Raw genomic sequence first — 17,340 nt, forward strand, 5'->3', positions numbered from 1 at the left:
TTCCACAAACACACGACGCTTTCTGTGTTTGAACGACAGCATTGGGCCGGGCAGCAAGTATGGCTCACAACGAGCTTGTTGACCGCACCATGTCGATCCACATCTCACCGCGCCGGCTGCACGACGCGCCGGCTGGTGATGGAGATCGACTATGACTGGACTTAAGACACTCGCTGCCGCGATCTTGCTGTCGAGCCTGACCTTAAGCACCGCCTACGCGCAATCCGGCTTTGCAGGCAGCCATCCGGATACGTACGAGGCCGAGTACCCCAATCGCAACCTGAATGGCACACTGACGCCGGCAGGTCGGATAGGCCTCGAGTTGCCGGATGGCGCGGCTCCTTCGCGGAGCGTGGACAACGCCCTGGCTCGCATTGACGGCGCCGCCTCACGTGCTTGCGCGGAGCGCTACCGATCCTACGATCCCGCAACGGGCACCTACATCGGTCGAGACCGTCGCCACCATCTCTGCAGGTAACGCCGTGAATTGCGGGCCTGCATTCCCGGCAGGATTTGAGGCGACGCCTCGAATCTTGCCGAACATTTCGCCTTCGCCCCCGGACGGACAGATCGCAGTCCCAGGAATGACGACAGCTACGTCGCGACCGAGCCATTCCCGGCCGTCTCCAGCCGGAACGCGGCCGCGAACAGCGCGCGCGTATAATCCGTCTTCGGATTCTTGAACAGCTCGGCGGCCTGGCCTTCCTCGACCACCTTGCCGCCGCGCATCACGATGAGATGGCTGGCGAGCGAGGCGACGACGCGCAGATCGTGCGAGATGAACATGTAGGTGAGATCGCGCTTGCGCTGGAGCTCGCGCAAGAGGTCGACCATCTGCGCCTGGAACAGCATGTCGAGCGCGCTGGTCGGCTCGTCCAGCACGACGAAATCCGGCTCCAGCACCACCGCGCGCGCGATGCTGATGCGCTGGCGCTGGCCGCCGGAGAATTCATGCGGATAGCGGAAGCGCGTATCCGGATTGAGCCCGACATCCTCCAGCGCCTTGACGACGCGCACCTCGCGCTCCTCGCGCGACAGCTTCGGCTGATGCACGGAAAGACCTTCGGCGATGATGTCGGCCACCGACATGCGCGGGCTGAGCGAGCCGAACGGATCCTGGAACACGATCTGCATGTCGCGCCGGAACGGCCGCATCTCCTTGAAGCGCAGGCCCTGGATGTCCTTGCCCAGGAACACGATGCGCCCGTCCGAGGAGATCAGCCGCAGCAGGGCGAGACCCAGCGTGGTCTTGCCCGAGCCTGATTCGCCGACGACCCCGAGCGTCTCGCCCTTGCGCACGGCGACGCTGACGCCATCGACCGCCTTGATGTGGCCGACCGTCTTGCGCATCAGGCCGCGCTTGATCGGAAACCAGACCTTGAGATCATCGGCCGACATCACGACGGGCGCATCCGGCTGCGGCGGTGCCGGATCCGGCTTCGGCTCGGCCGCGAGCAGGTCGCGCGTATAGGGATGCTTCGGGGTCTTGAAGACCTGCTCGACCGGTCCCTGCTCGACGACCACGCCACCCTTCATGACGCAGACGATGTCGGCGATGCGGCGAACGATGCCGAGATCGTGGGTGATGAACAGCAGGCTCATCCCGAGCCGCGAACGGATCTCGGCGAGCAGTGCCAGGATCTGCGCCTGCACGGTGACGTCGAGCGCCGTCGTCGGCTCGTCCGCGATCAGAAGGTCCGGCTCGTTGGCGAGCGCCATCGCGATCATCACGCGCTGGCGCTGGCCGCCGGAAAGCTGGTGCGGATAGCTCTTCAGCCGCGTCTCGGGCTCGGGAATGCCGACCTGCGTCAGCAGTTCCAGCGTCCGCCTGCGCGCCTCGGCATTGCTGGTGGGATTGTGCAGCTGGATGATCTCGCCGATCTGCGCCTCGATCGTGTGCAGCGGATTGAGCGAGGTCATCGGCTCCTGGAAGATGATGGAGATGTCGCTGCCGCGAATCTCGCGCATCTTCTGCTCGGACCGGTCGATCAGCTCCTGTCCCTTGAAGCGGATGCTGCCCGAGGGGTGCGACGCGTTCGGATAGGGCAACAGCTTCAGGATCGAGAGCGCGCTGACCGACTTGCCGGAGCCGGACTCGCCGACCAGCGCCACGCATTCGCCGCGCTTGATCTGGAACGAGACCTTGTCGACCGCGAGCGTGGTGGCGCCGCCCTGGTGGAAGGCCACCGAAAGGTCGCGCACGCTGAGCAGGGGCTGGTTGATTGCGTCCATGGCCCTACCTGAACGTCTTGCGCGGATCAAAGGCGTCGCGCACGGCCTCGCCGATGAAGATCAACAGCGACAGCATGATCGCAACCGAGAAGAAGCCGGAGAAGCCGAGCCACGGCGCCTGCACATTGGACTTGGCCTGCGACAGCAATTCGCCCAGCGAAGGCGATCCCGGCGGCAGGCCGAAGCCCAGGAAATCGAGCGCCGTCAGCGTCATCACCGAACTCGACACGATAAAGGGCAGGAACGTCATGGTCGCGACCATCGCGTTCGGCAGCAGGTGACGGAACATGATGACCGGGTTGGAGACGCCAAGCGCCCGCGCCGCCTGGATGTATTCGAAGTTGCGCCCGCGCAGGAACTCGGCCCGCACCAGACCGACCAGCGAGACCCAGGAGAACAGCAGCAGGATTCCGAGCAGCACGAAGAAGCCGGGCACGAGGACCGAGGACAGGATCAAGAGAAGGTAGAGCGAGGGAATCGCCGTCCAGATCTCGATGAAGCGCTGGAAGATGAGGTCGACCCGCCCGCCGAAGTAGCCCTGCACCGCCCCCGCCGCGATGCCGATGACGGACGAGACGATCGTGAGACAAAGTCCGAACAGCACCGAGATGCGGAAGCCGTAGATCAGCCGCGCCACCACGTCGCGGCCCTGATCGTCGGTGCCGAGCCAGTTATATTCGAGATCGCGGCAGCTCTTCAGTCCCTTCTTCTCTACCACCGGCTGGCACTGCTTCTCCGTCAACATCCAGGTTGGCGGCGACGGCGCTGGCGTCGGCAAGTCGAGATTGTGAGTATCGTAGGAATAGCGGATCAGGGGCCAGACGATTGTGCCGTTCTTGTCCTTGATGAGCTTCTGCAAGTAGGGATCGCGATAGTCGGCCGCCGTCTCGAAATCGCCGCCGAAGGTCGTTTCCGAATAGGTCACGAAGGCGGGCCAATAGAGCCGGCCGTCGAACTTGATCAGGAAGGGCCGATCGTTGGCGATCAGCTCGGCGAACAGCGACACCACGAACAGGCCGATGAAGAGCCAGAACGACCAGTAGCCGCGGCGGTTGGCCTTGAAGTTCTGCCAGCGCCGCCTGTTGAGCGGCGAAGGCGCGAACGGCTTTCGCGTGATGGGCACCGAATCGCCGAGCGGAGATTTCGCCGTGGTTTCAATCGGCGTCGTTGGGGCGGCCAGCGTCATCAGACCTCCCGCGCCTCAAAATCGATCCGGGGGTCGATCCACATATAGGTCAGGTCGGAGATCAGGTTGATCACGAGACCGACCAGCGAAAAGATGTAAAGCGTGCCGAACACGACGGGATAATCGCGGTTGAGCACGCTCTCGAAGCTGAGCAGCCCCAGCCCGTCCAGCGAGAAGATGGTCTCGATCAGAAGCGAGCCTGAAAAGAAGGCGTGGATGAAAGTCCCGGGGAAGCCGGCGATCACGATCAACATCGCGTTGCGGAAGACATGGCCGTACAGCACCCGGTTTTCGCTGCACCCCTTGGCGCGCGCGGTCATGACGTATTGCTTGCGGATCTCGTCAAGAAACGAGTTCTTGGTCAGGAATGTCATGGTGGTGAACGCGCCGAGCCCCATGGCGATCAGTGGCAGCGTCAGATGCCAGAAATAGTCGATGATCTTCCAATACCAGGGAAACTGCGACCAGCCGTCCGAGGTCAGCCCGCGCAGCGGAAACCAGTTGAAGAACGAGCCGCCGGCAAACAGGATGATGAGGAGGATCGCGAACAGGAAGCCGGGAATGGCATAGCCGAGCACAAGCACCGTCGACGTCCAGGTGTCGAAGCGGGTGCCGTCCTTGATCGCCTTGCGGATGCCGAGCGGGATCGAGATCAGATAGGTGATCAGCGTCAGCCAGATCCCCAGCGAGATCGAGACCGGTAGCTTCTCCTTGATCAGCTGGATCACGCTGACGTCGCGAAAATAGCTCTTGCCGAAATCGAAACGGGCGAAATTCCAAACCATCAGCGCGAAGCGTTCCGGTGCCGGCTTGTCGAATCCGAACTGCACCTCCAGCTTCTTGATGAAATCGGGGTCGAGCCCCTGCGCGCCGCGGTATTTCGAGTTGATGGCATCGCCGCCGGCGCCGACCTGCCCAGGCGCGCGCTGGGCAAAATCGCTGCCGCCAGAGATGCGCGAGGTACCGCCGGTGTCGGCGCCCGAGAGCTGGGCGATGACGCGCTCGACCGGGCCGCCCGGCGCGAACTGCACCACGACGAAGGAGACGAACAGGATTCCCAGCAGCGTCGGGATCATCAGGAGGATCCGGCGGGCGATATAGGCGCTCATGGCTATTTTGCCTGCTCGAGCTTGGCCGCCTTGGCGGGTTCATGCCACCAGATGTCCGGCGCGCCGACGCCGTTGGCATAGCGCGGCAGCTTCTGCGGATGGCCGAACTGGTCCCAATAGGCCAGCCGGTGCGTCTTGTTGTACCATTGCGGCACCCAATAGCGGCCGGCGCGGAACAGCCGATCGAAAGCGCGGCAGGCGACGGTCAGCTCTTCGCGGCTGTCAGCCGCCATGATTTTTTCGATCATGGCGTCGATGGCCGGGTTGGCGATGCCCGCGAGATTGTACGAGCCCTTGGTATTGGCGACCTGCGAGGAGAAGAACGAGCGCATGGCGTCGCCCGGCGTCGCGGACATGCTGAAGCGCTGGATCGTCATGTCGAAATCGAAGTCGTCCTGACGCGCCCTGTATTGCACCGCATCGACGAGGCGCACGTTCGCTTCGATACCGAGCGTCGCGAGATTCTTGATGTAGGGCGCATGATGCGGCTGGAAGGAAGGCTCATCCAACAGGAACTCGATCTTGAACACCTCGCCATTCGGCAGCATCCGCTTGCCGTCCTTGATCGGCACACCCGCCTCGCTCAGCAGTTGCTGCGCCTTGCGCAACAGGCTGCGGTCCTGCCCGGAGCCGTCCGTGACCGGAGGCGTGAACGGTGCGGTGAAAACGTCGTCCGGAACCTGGCCACGAAACGGCTCCAGCAATTTCAGCTCTTCCGGCGAAGGCGGCGTGTTGCCTGCCATGAGGTCCGAGTTCTGGAATGGCGACACCGTACGGGCATAGGCGCCGTACATGATGGTCTTGTTGGTCCATTCGAAATCGAAAGCGTCGATCAGGGCCTCGCGCACGCGAGGATCCTTGAATTTCTCGCGTCGCGTGTTGATGAACCAGCCTTGCGCTCCGGACGGAGTGTCATCGGGCACGACCTCCATCTTGACGCGGCCATCCTTCACCGCCGGAAAGTCATAGCGCGTCGCCCAGATGCGCGAGGTGAACTCTTCGCGATAGAGATAGCTCTTGCCGGTGAAACCTTCGAAAGCGACGTCGCGGTCGCGATAGAACTCGTAGCGCACGACATCGAAATTGTAGCTGCCGCGGCAAACCGGCAGATCGGCGGCCCACCAGTCCTTGACCCGCTCGAATTCGATGTAGCGATTGACCTCGAACCTGCCGACCTTGTACGGACCGGAGCCGAGCGGAATATCCAGTGTCGATTCATCGAACGGCCTGGACGCATAATAGGCCTTCGAGAAGATCGGCAGTCCGGCGACATAGAGCGGCACGTCGCGGGCGCGTCCCTTGGCGAAGGTGACGACGAGCGTCGCGTCGTCGATGGCTTCCGCGTTCACGAAGTCACGCATCTGCACGATGATCAGCGGGTGGCCCTTGGCCTTCAACGTCGTCAGCGAGAACGCCGCGTCGTGGGCGGTGAGCTTGGTGCCGTCGTGGAATTTCGCCTCCGGCCGCATCGTGAAGCGATAGACCAGCCTGTCCGGCGATATCTGCACGGATTTTGCGGCAAGTCCGTACATCGCGTCCGGCTCGTCGCTGCCGCGCACCATCAGCGGCGAAAACGTCATGTCCATGCCTTGCGCGCCATCGCCCTTGAGGATGTAGGCGTTGAGCGAGTTGAAGGTCTGGTAGGACTGGTTATACGACCTCGTCGATGGGATGAGCGAGAACGTGCCGCCCTTCGGCGCGGACGGATTGACGTAGTCGAAATGGTGGAAATCGGCGGGATATTTGAGATCGCCGAACGCAGAGATGCCGTGCGCATCGGTCCCCGCTTCCGATGCACACGCACTGCGCAACGGCGCACCAATGGACGCCCCGAGGGCGCCGCCAACACCCAAGGCCAGCACATGGCGGCGTGACATCTGCGTCATGCGGGGAATGTCCTTCACGACTTCTTTGCGATCCGCGCCGCCTTGTCTGCGTCGTACCACCAGATAAACGGGAAACCGGACTGACCATATCTGGGCAATTCCGCCGGCCGGCCGAAGCGATCCCAGCGCGCGGTACGCACCTTGTTGTAGGTCCACTGCGGCACGACATAGTGATTCCACAGCAGCACCCGGTCCAGCGCCTTTGTTGCGGCCACCAGGTCGTCGCGATCGGTGGCGTAGATGACCCGTTCGATCAGCTTGTCGATCGCGGGATTCTTGATGCCGGCGATGTTGCGCGACCCGGCGATGTCGGCCGTCTTGGACGACCAGAACTCGCGCTGCTCATTACCCGGCGACTGAGACTCGCCCCATGAATTGGTGACGACGTCGAAATCCCACTCGCGGGTCCTGTTCTCGTACTGGGTCGGATCGACTGTCCGCACGCTGACGGCAATGCCGAGCCGCTCAAGCGACGGCTTGTAGAACAGCGTGATCCGCTCGAAGCTCGGATCCTGGTTCAGCAACTCCAGCGAAAACTGGGTGCCGGTCTTGACGTCGATCAGCTTGCGGTCGCGCACCTCATAGCCAGCCTCCTTGAACAGACGCAGCGCCTCGCGAAGATTTTCCCGGACGGCCTCCGGGCTGCCGCCAACCGGATTGCTGTAGGGCGTCGTGAAGACCTCGGGCGGGACCTGGGCGCGGACGGTTTCGAGGATCTCGAGCTCCTTGCCCTGCGGCAAGCCGGTCGCCATGAGCTCCTCGATGCCGTCGAAATAGCTGCTGATACGCTTGTACTGACCAAAGAAGATTTGCTTGTTCATCTCCTCGAAGTCGAAGGCGTAATTGAGCGCACGACGCACGCGGGGGTCGCTGAATTTGGCGCGTCGCAGGTTCGGCACGAAAGCCTGCATCACGCCCGAGCTGCGATTGACGAATTCCTCTAGGATCACGCGCTTTTCGCTCACGGCCGGGAAGTCGTAGGCCGTCGCCCAGCTCTTGGCGCTGTTCTCGGTGCGCCAATCGACCTGATCGGCTTTGAAGGCCTCGATCGCGACCGTGGCGTCTCGGAAATATTCGTAGCGCAGCTCGTCGAAATTGTTGCGGCCAACATTGGCGGGGAGGTCGCGGCCCCAATAATCCTTGACGCGCTCCAGCGCGATCGACCGTCCTGCGACGAACTCCTTGACCCTGTAGGGGCCCGAACCGAGCGGCACTTCGAGCGTGGTGGCGGAGACATCGCGCTTGCGGCCCTGCGCGTCGGTCCCCTCCCACCAATGCTTCGGCAAGACCGTAAGCTGTCCCACGATCTGCGGCAATTCGCGATTGCCCGGCGCGTCGAATACGAACTTCACCTCGCGCTCGCCGACCTTCTCGGCCTTCACCACATGGCTGTAGTACGCCGAATACATCGGATGGTGCTTCTTGAAGGAATCGAGCGAGAAGATCACATCCTCCGGCGTGACGGACTTGCCGTCATGCCATTTCGCCTGCGGCCGCAAACGATAAATGACGAAGGAGAAATCGTCCGGGTGGCTGACCGCTTCGGCCAGCGCGCCGTATTCGGTCGAGACCTCGTCAAGCGAGGGCGTGGTAAGGGATTCGTAGATGAAGGCGACGGCACCGGCGACCTGCCCCTTCACCCCTGAGACCACAATGTTAAAATTGTCGAATGTGCCGACGGCGATCTGGCGCGCGACGCCGCCTTTGGGCGCGTCCGGATTGACGTAGTCGAAGCGCTTGAAGTCGGCGGGGTACTTGACCTTTCCGAACAGGGACAGCGCATGGCGCCAAGGCAGCTCATTGGAAGACTGCGCCTCGGCCGCGCCGACGACGGGAACGCCCGCCACGGAACCGAGGACGGGAAGCGCTGCGGCCGCAGTGCCGGTGAGCAGAAGATCGCGTCGGGTGATGGCCAAATCAACATCCCTGTCTTGAAGGAGGCTACTCCTTTAAGTTCCTAATATAGACGAGGTTTCGACCGAATATGTGTTGCTTTTTCCTCATCTTGGAGGCCGGGCGGCCGATCGGATGCGGCCAAACGCCCCGATAAACTGGCCGCGAGGCCTGGATAAGCAAACGGCCAGGCATTTCAGCCTGGCCGCTCATTCCAAGATGCGCTCCGGCGGCCTTATTTGGAGGCCGTCGGCAGCGGCTGCGGATGCTCCGACAGCGTGTTCAGATAGGCGATAACGTCGGCGCGTTCGGAATCCTTCTGGATGCCGGCGAAGCCCATCGCGGTGCCGGGAATGAAGCCCTTCGGATTGGCGATGAACTTGTTGAGGTCGTCGAACGTCCAGTTGCCGCCCTTGCCCTTCATCGCGGCCGAGAAGTTGAAGCCACCACGGCCCTGGCCCTTTGGCTCGCCGACGACGCCATAGAGGTTCGGACCGACCCGATTCGGGCCACCCTTCTCGAACGTGTGGCAGGCGCCGCACTTCTTGGCGGCCGCCGCGCCCTTCTCGACGGAGGCGGTCTGGAGCAGCTTCTCGATCGGCTCGGACGGTGCGGCCGCAGCGGCGCCTTCCTTGCCATGGCCGGCATCTTCCTTCACAGCGATTTCAAAGCCCGGCTTTTCCGGCATCTTGGGGGAGAACAGCGCACTCGCGGTGAAGCTCGTCACCAGCAGAAAGAGACAGGTGCCGAGCACGGCACCGAGAATCTTGTTGAGTTCGAAAGAGTCCATTTCCGGCCAGGCCCCACCGCAAGAAGGAAACAGCGGCCCAAGCGGCCGCCAGGACGAGCCTCGGGAGAATCAAAACATTCCTTATTGTTTCCCCGAGTTTTGCCATTGAGATATCGGTTTGCCCGGGGTCTGGCAACCCGTATAAGCGAGCCGGCTTTCAGCCCGTCCCCACCCCATTTCTCGGCGCGGAAAACGCCCCGTTCCCAGGCTCTTGACCCCAGACCTTTGAACCCAATGATCGATCCCCGCATCCTGGTGCTGATCCCGGCCCGCATGGCCGCCACCCGCCTGCCCGGCAAGCCGCTCGCCGACATCGCGGGATTGCCGATGATCGTGCATGTGCTGCGCCGGGCCGAAGCCGCCGCCATCGGCCGGGTCGCGGTGGCCACCGACACGCCGGAGATTGCCTCGGTCGTCACCGCCCATGGCGGCGAGGCCGTGATGACCCGCTCCGACCACCCGTCGGGCTCCGACCGCATCCACGAAGCCATGCAGAAGCTCGATCCCGAGGGCAAGGCTGAGATCGTGGTCAATGTTCAGGGGGATTTTCCGACCATTACGATCGACAACATCCGCGAGGTGCTGCCGCCGCTGCAAGACCCGGCCGTGGACATCGCGACGCTGGCCTCGCAGATCCACACCGAGGAAGAGGATCTCGCCCCAAGCGTGGTGAAGGCGATCGGAACCTCGGTTGGCGGCAGGCGGATGCGCGCACTTTATTTCACCCGCGCGACCGCCCCGACCGGCGACGGACCACGTTACCACCATATCGGCCTCTATGCCTTTCGCCGCGCCGCGCTGGAGCGCTACGTCTCGCTTCCGCCGTCTCCGCTGGAATTGCAGGAGAAGCTCGAGCAGCTCCGGGCGCTCGAGGCCGGAATGCGCATCGATTTCACCATCGTCGATACCGTGCCCCGCGGGGTCGATACGCCGGCGGACCTCGAAACTGCGCGCAGCATCCTTTCCAAATCCTGAGCCGCTGTTACAAGGCCGATCATGAGCAAGATGAAGATCGCATTCCAGGGCGAACCCGGAGCAAATTCCCACATCGCCATCGCCGAGGCCTATCCCGAGGCCGAACCGATGCCCTGCGCCACCTTCGAGGACGCGCTCTCGGCGATCTCCTCGGGCGAAGCCGAGCTCGGCATGATCCCGATCGAGAACTCGGTCGCCGGCCGCGTCGCCGACATCCATCATTTGCTGCCGGCGTCGGGCCTCTTCATCATCGGCGAATGGTTCTTGCCGGTCCGGCACCAGCTGATGGCGGTCAAGGGCACCAAGATCGAAGACATCAAGAGCGTCGAGAGCCATGTGCACGCGCTTGGCCAGTGCCGCCGCATCATCCGCAAGCTCGGCATCAAGCCGATCGTGCACGCCGACACCGCCGGCAGCGCCCGCGACATCTCCGAGCGCAAGGACAAGACCGTGGCCGCGATCGCCTCGCGCCTCGCCGCAAAGATCTACGGCCTCGACATTCTCGCCGAGGACATCGAGGACGAGGCGCACAACACCACCCGCTTCGTGGTGCTGGCACGCGAGCCGAAATGGGCGCCCCAGGGCGCGGGCCCGCTGGTCACCACTTTTGTGTTCCGGGTGCGCAATTTGCCGGCCGCACTCTACAAGGCGCTTGGCGGCTTTGCGACCAACGGCGTCAACATGACCAAGCTCGAGAGCTACATGGTCGACGGCAACTTCTTCGCCACGCAATTCTATGCCGACGTCGACGGTCACCCCGACGACAAGGGTCTCGCCTTCGCGATCGAGGAGCTGAAATTCTTCTCGCGCGAATTCCGCATCGTCGGCGTGTATCCGGGACATCCGTTTCGCGCGACGTTCAGCGAGACGCAGGACTGATAGCGTCGTTCCGGGGCGCGCGCAGCGCGAACCCGGAACCTCGAGATTCCGGGTTCGATGCGATGCATCGCCCCGGAATGACGGTAACTATTCCGCCTGCTTCACCAATCCGAACGCCTCCGCCAGCAGCGAATATGATTTCTTGCGCGCCTCGTGGTCGTACACGGCGGTGATCACCATCAGCTCGTCCGGCTTGCTGGTGTAGATCAGCGGCTGAAGCTTCTTCTGCACCGTCGCGGGGCTGCCGACGAACAGGCGCGAGCGGTTGCGCAGGATCGAGGTGCGCTCGGCGTCCGTATACGGATAGGCGATCGCCTCCTCGACGCTCGGCAATGGCAGATATTGACCGCGGTCACGGCGCAGCCGGTTGAGGTCGAAGGACGAGGCGAGCCTCTCCGCTTCCTCGTCGGTATCAGCCGTAATGACGGCAACCGCGAGAATGGCATACGGACTCGCACGCCAGGCCGAGGGCTGAAAACGATTGCGGTAATGGACCATCGCATCGATCGCGTCGTGGGTGGCGAAATGATGGGCGAAGGCGAAACCCATGCCGACTTGTGCGGCCAGTTCCGAGGAATAATCGCTGGAGCCGAGCAGCCAGATCGGCGGCAACCTGGTGTCGTCGGGCATCGCGACGACGTTGTTGTAGGGGTGTCCCGCAGGGAATTCGCGGGTCTCCCACAGAATCAGCTCGTGCAGGCGCTCCAGGAAATCGTCGCCCTCGCGCCGATCGAGCCGGCTGCGCAGCGCGTAGGCCGTTGCACCATCGGTGCCCGGCGCGCGGCCGAGGCCGAGATCGATCCGGCCGGGAAACAGCGCCTCCAGCATCTTGAAGCGCTCGGCCACCACCAGCGGCGCGTGGTTGGGCAGCATCACGCCGCCGGACCCGACGCGGATGTGCTTCGTCACCGCTGCGATCTGCCCGATCATGACGTCGGGCGCGGGACTCGCGACGGAAGCGAGGTTGTGATGCTCGGCGAGCCAGTAGCGGAGATAGCCGAGCCCGTCGACGTGGCGCGCCAGATCGATGCTGTTGCGCAGCGCCGCGGCGGGCTTGGTGCCTGTCGTAACGACGGAGAGGTCGAGGACTGAGAGCGGGATCATGGCGCATTAACCTAACGAAGGGCCGTGCGGCGGCAATGGCAGGCTGCGCAGATCAGAGGGTACGGAGGGGCGGGTCGTCGCGGAAGATGCCGGTTGGGACAGATTACCTACGTAACACGTCAAATTTATCATGCCCACCAGCCAGATACAGATCTTGAAGGCACCAAAATCAAACTAACTCATTATAATACAATATATTACAGCAATTGACCCATCTTCCCACGACAAGAGCCAGTGAGCATCAAACTTCAAAATATCCAGCATTAGTGGGCCACTTCCCATCGTCGATGGGCTGTCGGCCAAACTGCCTTTGCCTTATCTTAGGCGCTCCCAAGCTAGACCCCACGGCCGGCGAAAATTGGAGCGAGTGGTGCCATGACTGACGTGACGACCCCTGCGACCGCCGACGGGCACCTGAAGCGGCCTGCGATCTCGTTCGAGTTCTTTCCGCCCAAGACCGAGGAGATGGAGCGCAATCTCTGGGAGACCATCAAGCGGCTCGCCCCGCTCGAGCCGAAATTCGTCTCGGTGACCTATGGCGCCGGTGGCTCGACCCGCGAGCGCACCCATTCGACCATTGCCCGTATCCTGAAAGAGACCGCGCTGCTGCCGGCTGCGCATCTGACCTGCGTCGGCGCCTCGCGCGGCGAGATCGACGAGATCGTCGACCGCTATCACGAGGTCGGCGTCCGCCACATCGTGGCCTTGCGCGGCGATCCCGTCGGCGGCATCGGCACGCCCTATGCGAGCCATCCCGACGGCTACCAGAGCTCGGCCGACCTCGTCGCCGGAATCAAGAAGCGGCACGGCGACATCGAAGTGAGCGTGTCGGCCTATCCCGAGAAGCACCCGGAAGCACGCGATTTCGACGCCGACATCGACACGCTCAAGGCCAAGGTCGATGCGGGTGCGACCCGCGCGATCACACAGGTGTTCTTCGACAACGAGCTCTACTTCCGCTATCGCGACCGCGTCCGCGCCCGCGGCATCGACATCCCGATCGTGCCGGGCATCATGCCCATGCACAATTTCAAGCAGGCGCGCAATTTCGTGACCCGTGCCGGCACCACGGTGCCGGACTGGTTCGCCGCGAAGTTCGAGGGCCTCGATGACGATGCCGAGACGCGCAAGCTGGTGGCCGCGACCGTCGCCGCCGGCCAGGTGCAGAAGCTCTCCAAGCACGGCGTCGACACCTTCCACTTCTACACCATGAACCGCGCCGATCTCGTATTCGCGATCAGCCATTTGCTCGGCATTCGCGCCAAGAGCGTGCAGAAGGCTGCGTAAGAGAAAATGACCGTACCCGTATCCGCCAAGCGAACCGCCCTCCTCAACGCCGCACGCGAGCGCATTCTCGTGCTCGACGGCGCCATGGGCACGATGATCCAGAACCTCCAGCTCGACGAGGCCGCCTTCCGCGGCGAGCGCTTCAAGAATTTTCATCGCGACCTGCGCGGCAACAACGACCTCCTGATCCTGACCCAGCCGCAGGCGATCGAGGACATCCACGCCGCCTATTTGCGCGCCGGCGCCGACATCGTCGCGACCAACACGTTCTCCACGACCTCGATCGCGCAGGCCGATTACGACCTCACCGACATCGTCAACGAGATGGCGCGCGAGGGCGCCCGCCTCGCCGGCAATGCCGCACGGCGCGTGGAGGCGGAAGACGGCAAGCCGCGCTTCGTCGCCGGCGCCATCGGCCCCACCAACCGCACCGCCTCGATCTCGCCCGACGTTTCCAATCCCGGCTACCGCGCGGTCACCTTCGACGATCTGCGCAAGTCGTACGGCGAACAGATCCGCGGCCTGATCGACGGCGGTGTCGATCTGCTGCTGGTCGAGACCATCTTCGACACGCTCAACGCCAAGGCGGCGCTCTATGCGATCGCCGAGATTACCGAAGCACTCGGCATCGACGTGCCCGTGATGGTGTCGGGCACCATCACCGACAAGTCCGGCCGCCTGCTCTCGGGCCAGATGCCGGAAGCGTTCTGGAATTCGGTGCGGCACGCCAAGCCCGTCACCATCGGCTTCAACTGCGCGCTCGGCGCCGAGGATCTGCGCGCGCATATTGCCGACATCGGCCGCGTCGCCGATACGCTCGTCTGCGCCTATCCGAACGCAGGCCTGCCCAACGAGTTCGGCCAGTATGACGAGACGCCGGACTACATGGCGCGCCTGATCGGCGAGTTTGCCCGCGACGGCCTCGTCAACATCGTCGGCGGCTGCTGCGGCACCACGCCGGACCATATCGCGGCGATCGCAGCTGCCGTCGCCCCGCACAAGCCGCGCACCGTGCCGGAGATCGAACCTCGCTTAAGGCTCTCCGGCCTCGAGCCGTTCATGCTGACCGACGCAATCCCGTTCGTGAACGTCGGCGAGCGTACCAACGTCACGGGCTCGGCGCGCTTCCGCAAGCTGATCACTGCCGGCGACTACACCGCCGCGTTGCAGGTCGCGCGCGACCAGGTCGAGAACGGCGCACAGATCATCGACGTCAACATGGACGAGGGCCTGCTCGACTCCGAAGCTGCGATGGTGACCTTCCTCAACCTCGTCGCCGCCGAGCCCGACATCGCCCGTGTCCCCGTCATGGTCGACTCCTCGAAATTCTCGGTGATCGAGGCCGGCCTGAAATGCGTGCAGGGCAAGCCGGTCGTCAACTCGATCTCGATGAAGGAAGGCGAGGAGAAATTCATCCACGAGGCGCAGATCGCGCGCCGCCACGGCGCGGCGGTGGTGGTCATGGCGTTCGACGAGGCCGGCCAGGCCGATACGTTCGCGCGCAAGACCGAGATCTGCAAGCGCGCCTACGACATCCTGGTGGACCGGGTCGGCTTCCCGCCTGAGGACATCATCTTCGATCCGAACATCTTCGCGATCGCGACCGGCATCGAGGAGCACAACAATTACGGCGTCGACTTCATCGAGGCGACGCGCTGGATCCGGCAGAACCTGCCCGGCGCGCATGTCTCCGGCGGCGTCTCCAACCTGTCGTTCTCGTTCCGCGGCAACGAGCCGGTGCGCGAGGCCATGCACTCGGTGTTCCTGTATCACGCCATCAAGGCCGGCATGGACATGGGCATCGTCAATGCCGGGCAGATGATCGTCTATGACGACATCGATCCGGAGCTGCGCCAGACCTGCGAGGACGTCGTCCTCAATCGCGACCCCGGCGCGTCCGAGCGCCTGCTGGCGCTGGCGGAGAAATTCCGCGGCAAGAAGACCGAGAGCAGGGAAGCCGATCTCGCCTGGCGCGAATGGCCGGTGGCGAAGCGGCTGTCGCATTCGCTGGTGCACGGCATCACCGAATTCATCGAGCAGGACACCGAGGAAGCCCGCAAGAACTCCTCGCGTCCGCTCGACGTGATCGAGGGGCCGCTGATGGCCGGCATGAACGTGGTCGGCGACCTCTTCGGCGACGGCAAGATGTTCCTGCCGCAGGTGGTGAAGTCCGCGCGCGTCATGAAGCAGGCGGTCGCCTATCTCATGCCGTTCATGGAGGAAGAGAAGGCGCGCAACCTCGCCAACGGCATCGGCACCGAGGGCTCCTCGTCCGCCGGCAAGATCGTGCTTGCGACGGTGAAGGGCGACGTCCACGACATCGGCAAGAACATCGTCGGCATCGTGCTCCAGTGCAACAATTTCGAGGTCATCGACCTCGGCGTGATGGTGCCCGCCGCCAAGATCGTCGAGACGGTGAAGGCGGAGAAGGCCGACATCGTCGGGCTGTCGGGCCTGATCACGCCCTCGCTCGACGAGATGGCGTTCTTCGCCGGCGAACTGCAGCGCGAAGGCCTCAAGCTGCCGCTGCTGATCGGCGGCGCCACGACCAGCCGCGTGCATACCGCCGTGAAGATCGACCCGAGCTATCGCGCCGGCCCCGTCGTGCACGTCAACGATGCCAGCCGCGCCGTCGGCGTCGCGTCCTCGCTGCTCTCGCCCGAGAAGCGCGAGGCCTACGCCGCCGAGGTGCGGGCCGAATACGCCAGAATCTCGGAGGCGCATCTGCGGGCGCAGGCCGACAAGAAGCGCCTGAAGCTGGCTGACGCCCGCGCCAATCGCGTTCCGGTCGACTTCGCCAAGAGCAAGCCGGTGAAGCCGACCTTCCTCGGCATCCGCAGCTTCGACGAATACGATCTCGCCGAGCTCGTGCCCTACATCGACTGGACGCCGTTCTTCCAGACCTGGGAGCTCGCCGGGCGCTTCCCCGCCATCCTTGACGACGCCAAGGTCGGCGAGGTCGCGCGCTCGCTCTATGACGATGCGCGCAAGATGCTCGACACCATCGTGAAGGAGAAGTGGTTCCGGGCCCGCGCGACGATCGGCTTCTGGCCGGCGAATGCGCAAGGCGACGACATCGTGCTCTATGCCGACGATAGCCGGACCAAGCCAATCGCGACGCTGCACACGCTGCGCCAGCAGCTGGAGAAGCGCGAGGGCCGCTTCAACGCCGCGCTCGCCGACTTCATCGCGCCCGCCGGCGTGCCCGACTATATCGGCGGCTTCGTCGTCACCGCAGGGATCGGCGAGGACGCGGTCGCCGACCGCTTCAGAAGCGCCAACGACGACTATTCCTCGATCCTGTGCAAGGCGCTGGCCGACCGCCTCGCCGAAGCCTTCGCCGAACGCATGCATGCCCGTGTGCGCCGCGAATTCTGGGCCTATGCGCCGGACGAGGCGCTCACCAGCGAGGAGCTGATCCTGGAGAAGTACTCTGGGATTCGCCCCGCGCCGGGCTATCCCGCCCAGCCCGATCACACCGAGAAGGCGACGCTGTTCGAACTGCTCGACGCCGAGGCGACGGCCGGCGTGAAGCTGACCGAAAGCTTTGCGATGTGGCCGGGCTCGTCCGTCTCAGGGCTCTATTTCGCGAACCCCGAGAGCTATTATTTCGGCGTCGGCAAGATCGAGCGCGACCAGGTCGAGGACTATGCAGCACGCAAGGGCATGACGGTGGCGGAGACCGAACGCTGGCTCGCCCCGGTGCTGAACTACATCCCCTCGCAGCAGGACAAGACATTCGCGGCAAAGCCTGCGAACGACGAGCCGTCGAACGACCTCGCCTCGCACCCGCCGGGCTGCACCTGCGCGGTGCACCTCGTCTGGCAGAAGAAGCGCGCCGGGGCGGGTTAGGCGCGTCTCCAAACAGAAACTGCGAAAACAACCCCATGCACAGTAGCGATGGGGTTGAAAAGGCTGGCGATTTCTGTTTCACCGAAAAACGCGTTGCGGCGTCGGGCAAAACAGGGGTAGTATTGCATCATCGGGCTGTCACGCGCG

At 63.7% G+C, this 17,340-nt stretch carries 12 protein-coding genes; 5 read left to right on the top strand and 7 right to left on the bottom strand.

Going from position 1 to position 17,340, the window contains the following annotated elements; genetic code table 11:
* The first annotated feature begins 151 nt into the window (after positions 1-151).
* Positions 152-478 carry a BA14K family protein gene (locus tag XH96_RS35655; protein WP_194389972.1) on the top strand — a complete coding sequence of 109 codons (327 nt, stop codon included), beginning with the start codon at positions 152-154 and terminating at the stop codon, positions 476-478.
* A 116-nt stretch (positions 479-594) separates the two neighbouring features.
* Here the strand turns inward: XH96_RS35655 and XH96_RS35660 are convergent, their stop codons facing one another.
* The 6 genes from XH96_RS35660 to XH96_RS35685 form a co-directional block, all read right to left on the bottom strand.
* A complete protein-coding gene (locus XH96_RS35660; protein ID WP_194389973.1) occupies positions 595-2,232 on the bottom strand; it encodes an ABC transporter ATP-binding protein in 1,638 nt (545 codons plus the stop codon).
* 4 nt (positions 2,233-2,236) lie between these two features.
* The gene (locus tag XH96_RS35665; RefSeq protein ID WP_194389974.1) at positions 2,237-3,418 is read right to left on the bottom strand and encodes an ABC transporter permease; all 1,182 of its coding nucleotides are present in this window, start codon (positions 3,416-3,418) and stop codon (positions 2,237-2,239) included.
* The gene (locus XH96_RS35670; RefSeq protein ID WP_194389975.1) at positions 3,418-4,527 is read right to left on the bottom strand and encodes a microcin C ABC transporter permease YejB; all 1,110 of its coding nucleotides are present in this window, start codon (positions 4,525-4,527) and stop codon (positions 3,418-3,420) included. The genes XH96_RS35665 and XH96_RS35670 overlap by 1 nt, the downstream gene beginning before the upstream one ends.
* 2 nt (positions 4,528-4,529) lie before the next feature.
* The gene (locus XH96_RS35675; protein WP_194389976.1) at positions 4,530-6,413 is read right to left on the bottom strand and encodes an extracellular solute-binding protein; all 1,884 of its coding nucleotides are present in this window, start codon (positions 6,411-6,413) and stop codon (positions 4,530-4,532) included.
* A gap of 14 nt (positions 6,414-6,427) precedes the next feature.
* A complete protein-coding gene (locus XH96_RS35680) occupies positions 6,428-8,329 on the bottom strand; it encodes an extracellular solute-binding protein (protein WP_194389977.1) in 1,902 nt (633 codons plus the stop codon).
* A gap of 212 nt (positions 8,330-8,541) precedes the next feature.
* Positions 8,542-9,096: a cytochrome c family protein gene (locus XH96_RS35685; protein WP_194389978.1), complete on the bottom strand. Its 555-nt coding sequence runs from the start codon at positions 9,094-9,096 to the stop codon at positions 8,542-8,544.
* Between the two features lie 234 nt (positions 9,097-9,330).
* Between XH96_RS35685 and XH96_RS35690 the strand changes: the two genes are divergently transcribed.
* The gene (locus XH96_RS35690) at positions 9,331-10,071 is read left to right on the top strand and encodes a 3-deoxy-manno-octulosonate cytidylyltransferase (protein ID WP_194389979.1); all 741 of its coding nucleotides are present in this window, start codon (positions 9,331-9,333) and stop codon (positions 10,069-10,071) included.
* 21 nt (positions 10,072-10,092) lie between these two features.
* On the top strand, positions 10,093-10,950 hold the full coding sequence (locus tag XH96_RS35695) for a prephenate dehydratase (RefSeq protein ID WP_194389980.1): 858 nt from the start codon (positions 10,093-10,095) through the stop codon (positions 10,948-10,950).
* 87 nt (positions 10,951-11,037) lie between these two features.
* Here the strand turns inward: XH96_RS35695 and XH96_RS35700 are convergent, their stop codons facing one another.
* On the bottom strand, positions 11,038-12,054 hold the full coding sequence (locus XH96_RS35700) for an LLM class flavin-dependent oxidoreductase (RefSeq protein ID WP_194389981.1): 1,017 nt from the start codon (positions 12,052-12,054) through the stop codon (positions 11,038-11,040).
* 375 nt (positions 12,055-12,429) lie between these two features.
* On the opposite strand from XH96_RS35700, the gene metF reads away from it, so the two are divergent.
* On the top strand, positions 12,430-13,341 hold the full coding sequence (gene metF, locus XH96_RS35705) for a methylenetetrahydrofolate reductase [NAD(P)H] (protein ID WP_194389982.1): 912 nt from the start codon (positions 12,430-12,432) through the stop codon (positions 13,339-13,341).
* Positions 13,342-13,347: 6 nt separating this feature from the next.
* On the top strand, positions 13,348-17,193 hold the full coding sequence (gene metH, locus XH96_RS35710) for a methionine synthase (protein WP_194389983.1): 3,846 nt from the start codon (positions 13,348-13,350) through the stop codon (positions 17,191-17,193).
* The last annotated feature ends 147 nt before the right edge of the window (positions 17,194-17,340 follow it).

The sequence above is a fragment of the Bradyrhizobium sp. CCBAU 51765 genome (genome assembly GCF_015291725.1).
In the GTDB taxonomy this organism is placed as follows: Bacteria; Pseudomonadota; Alphaproteobacteria; order Rhizobiales; family Xanthobacteraceae; genus Bradyrhizobium; species Bradyrhizobium liaoningense.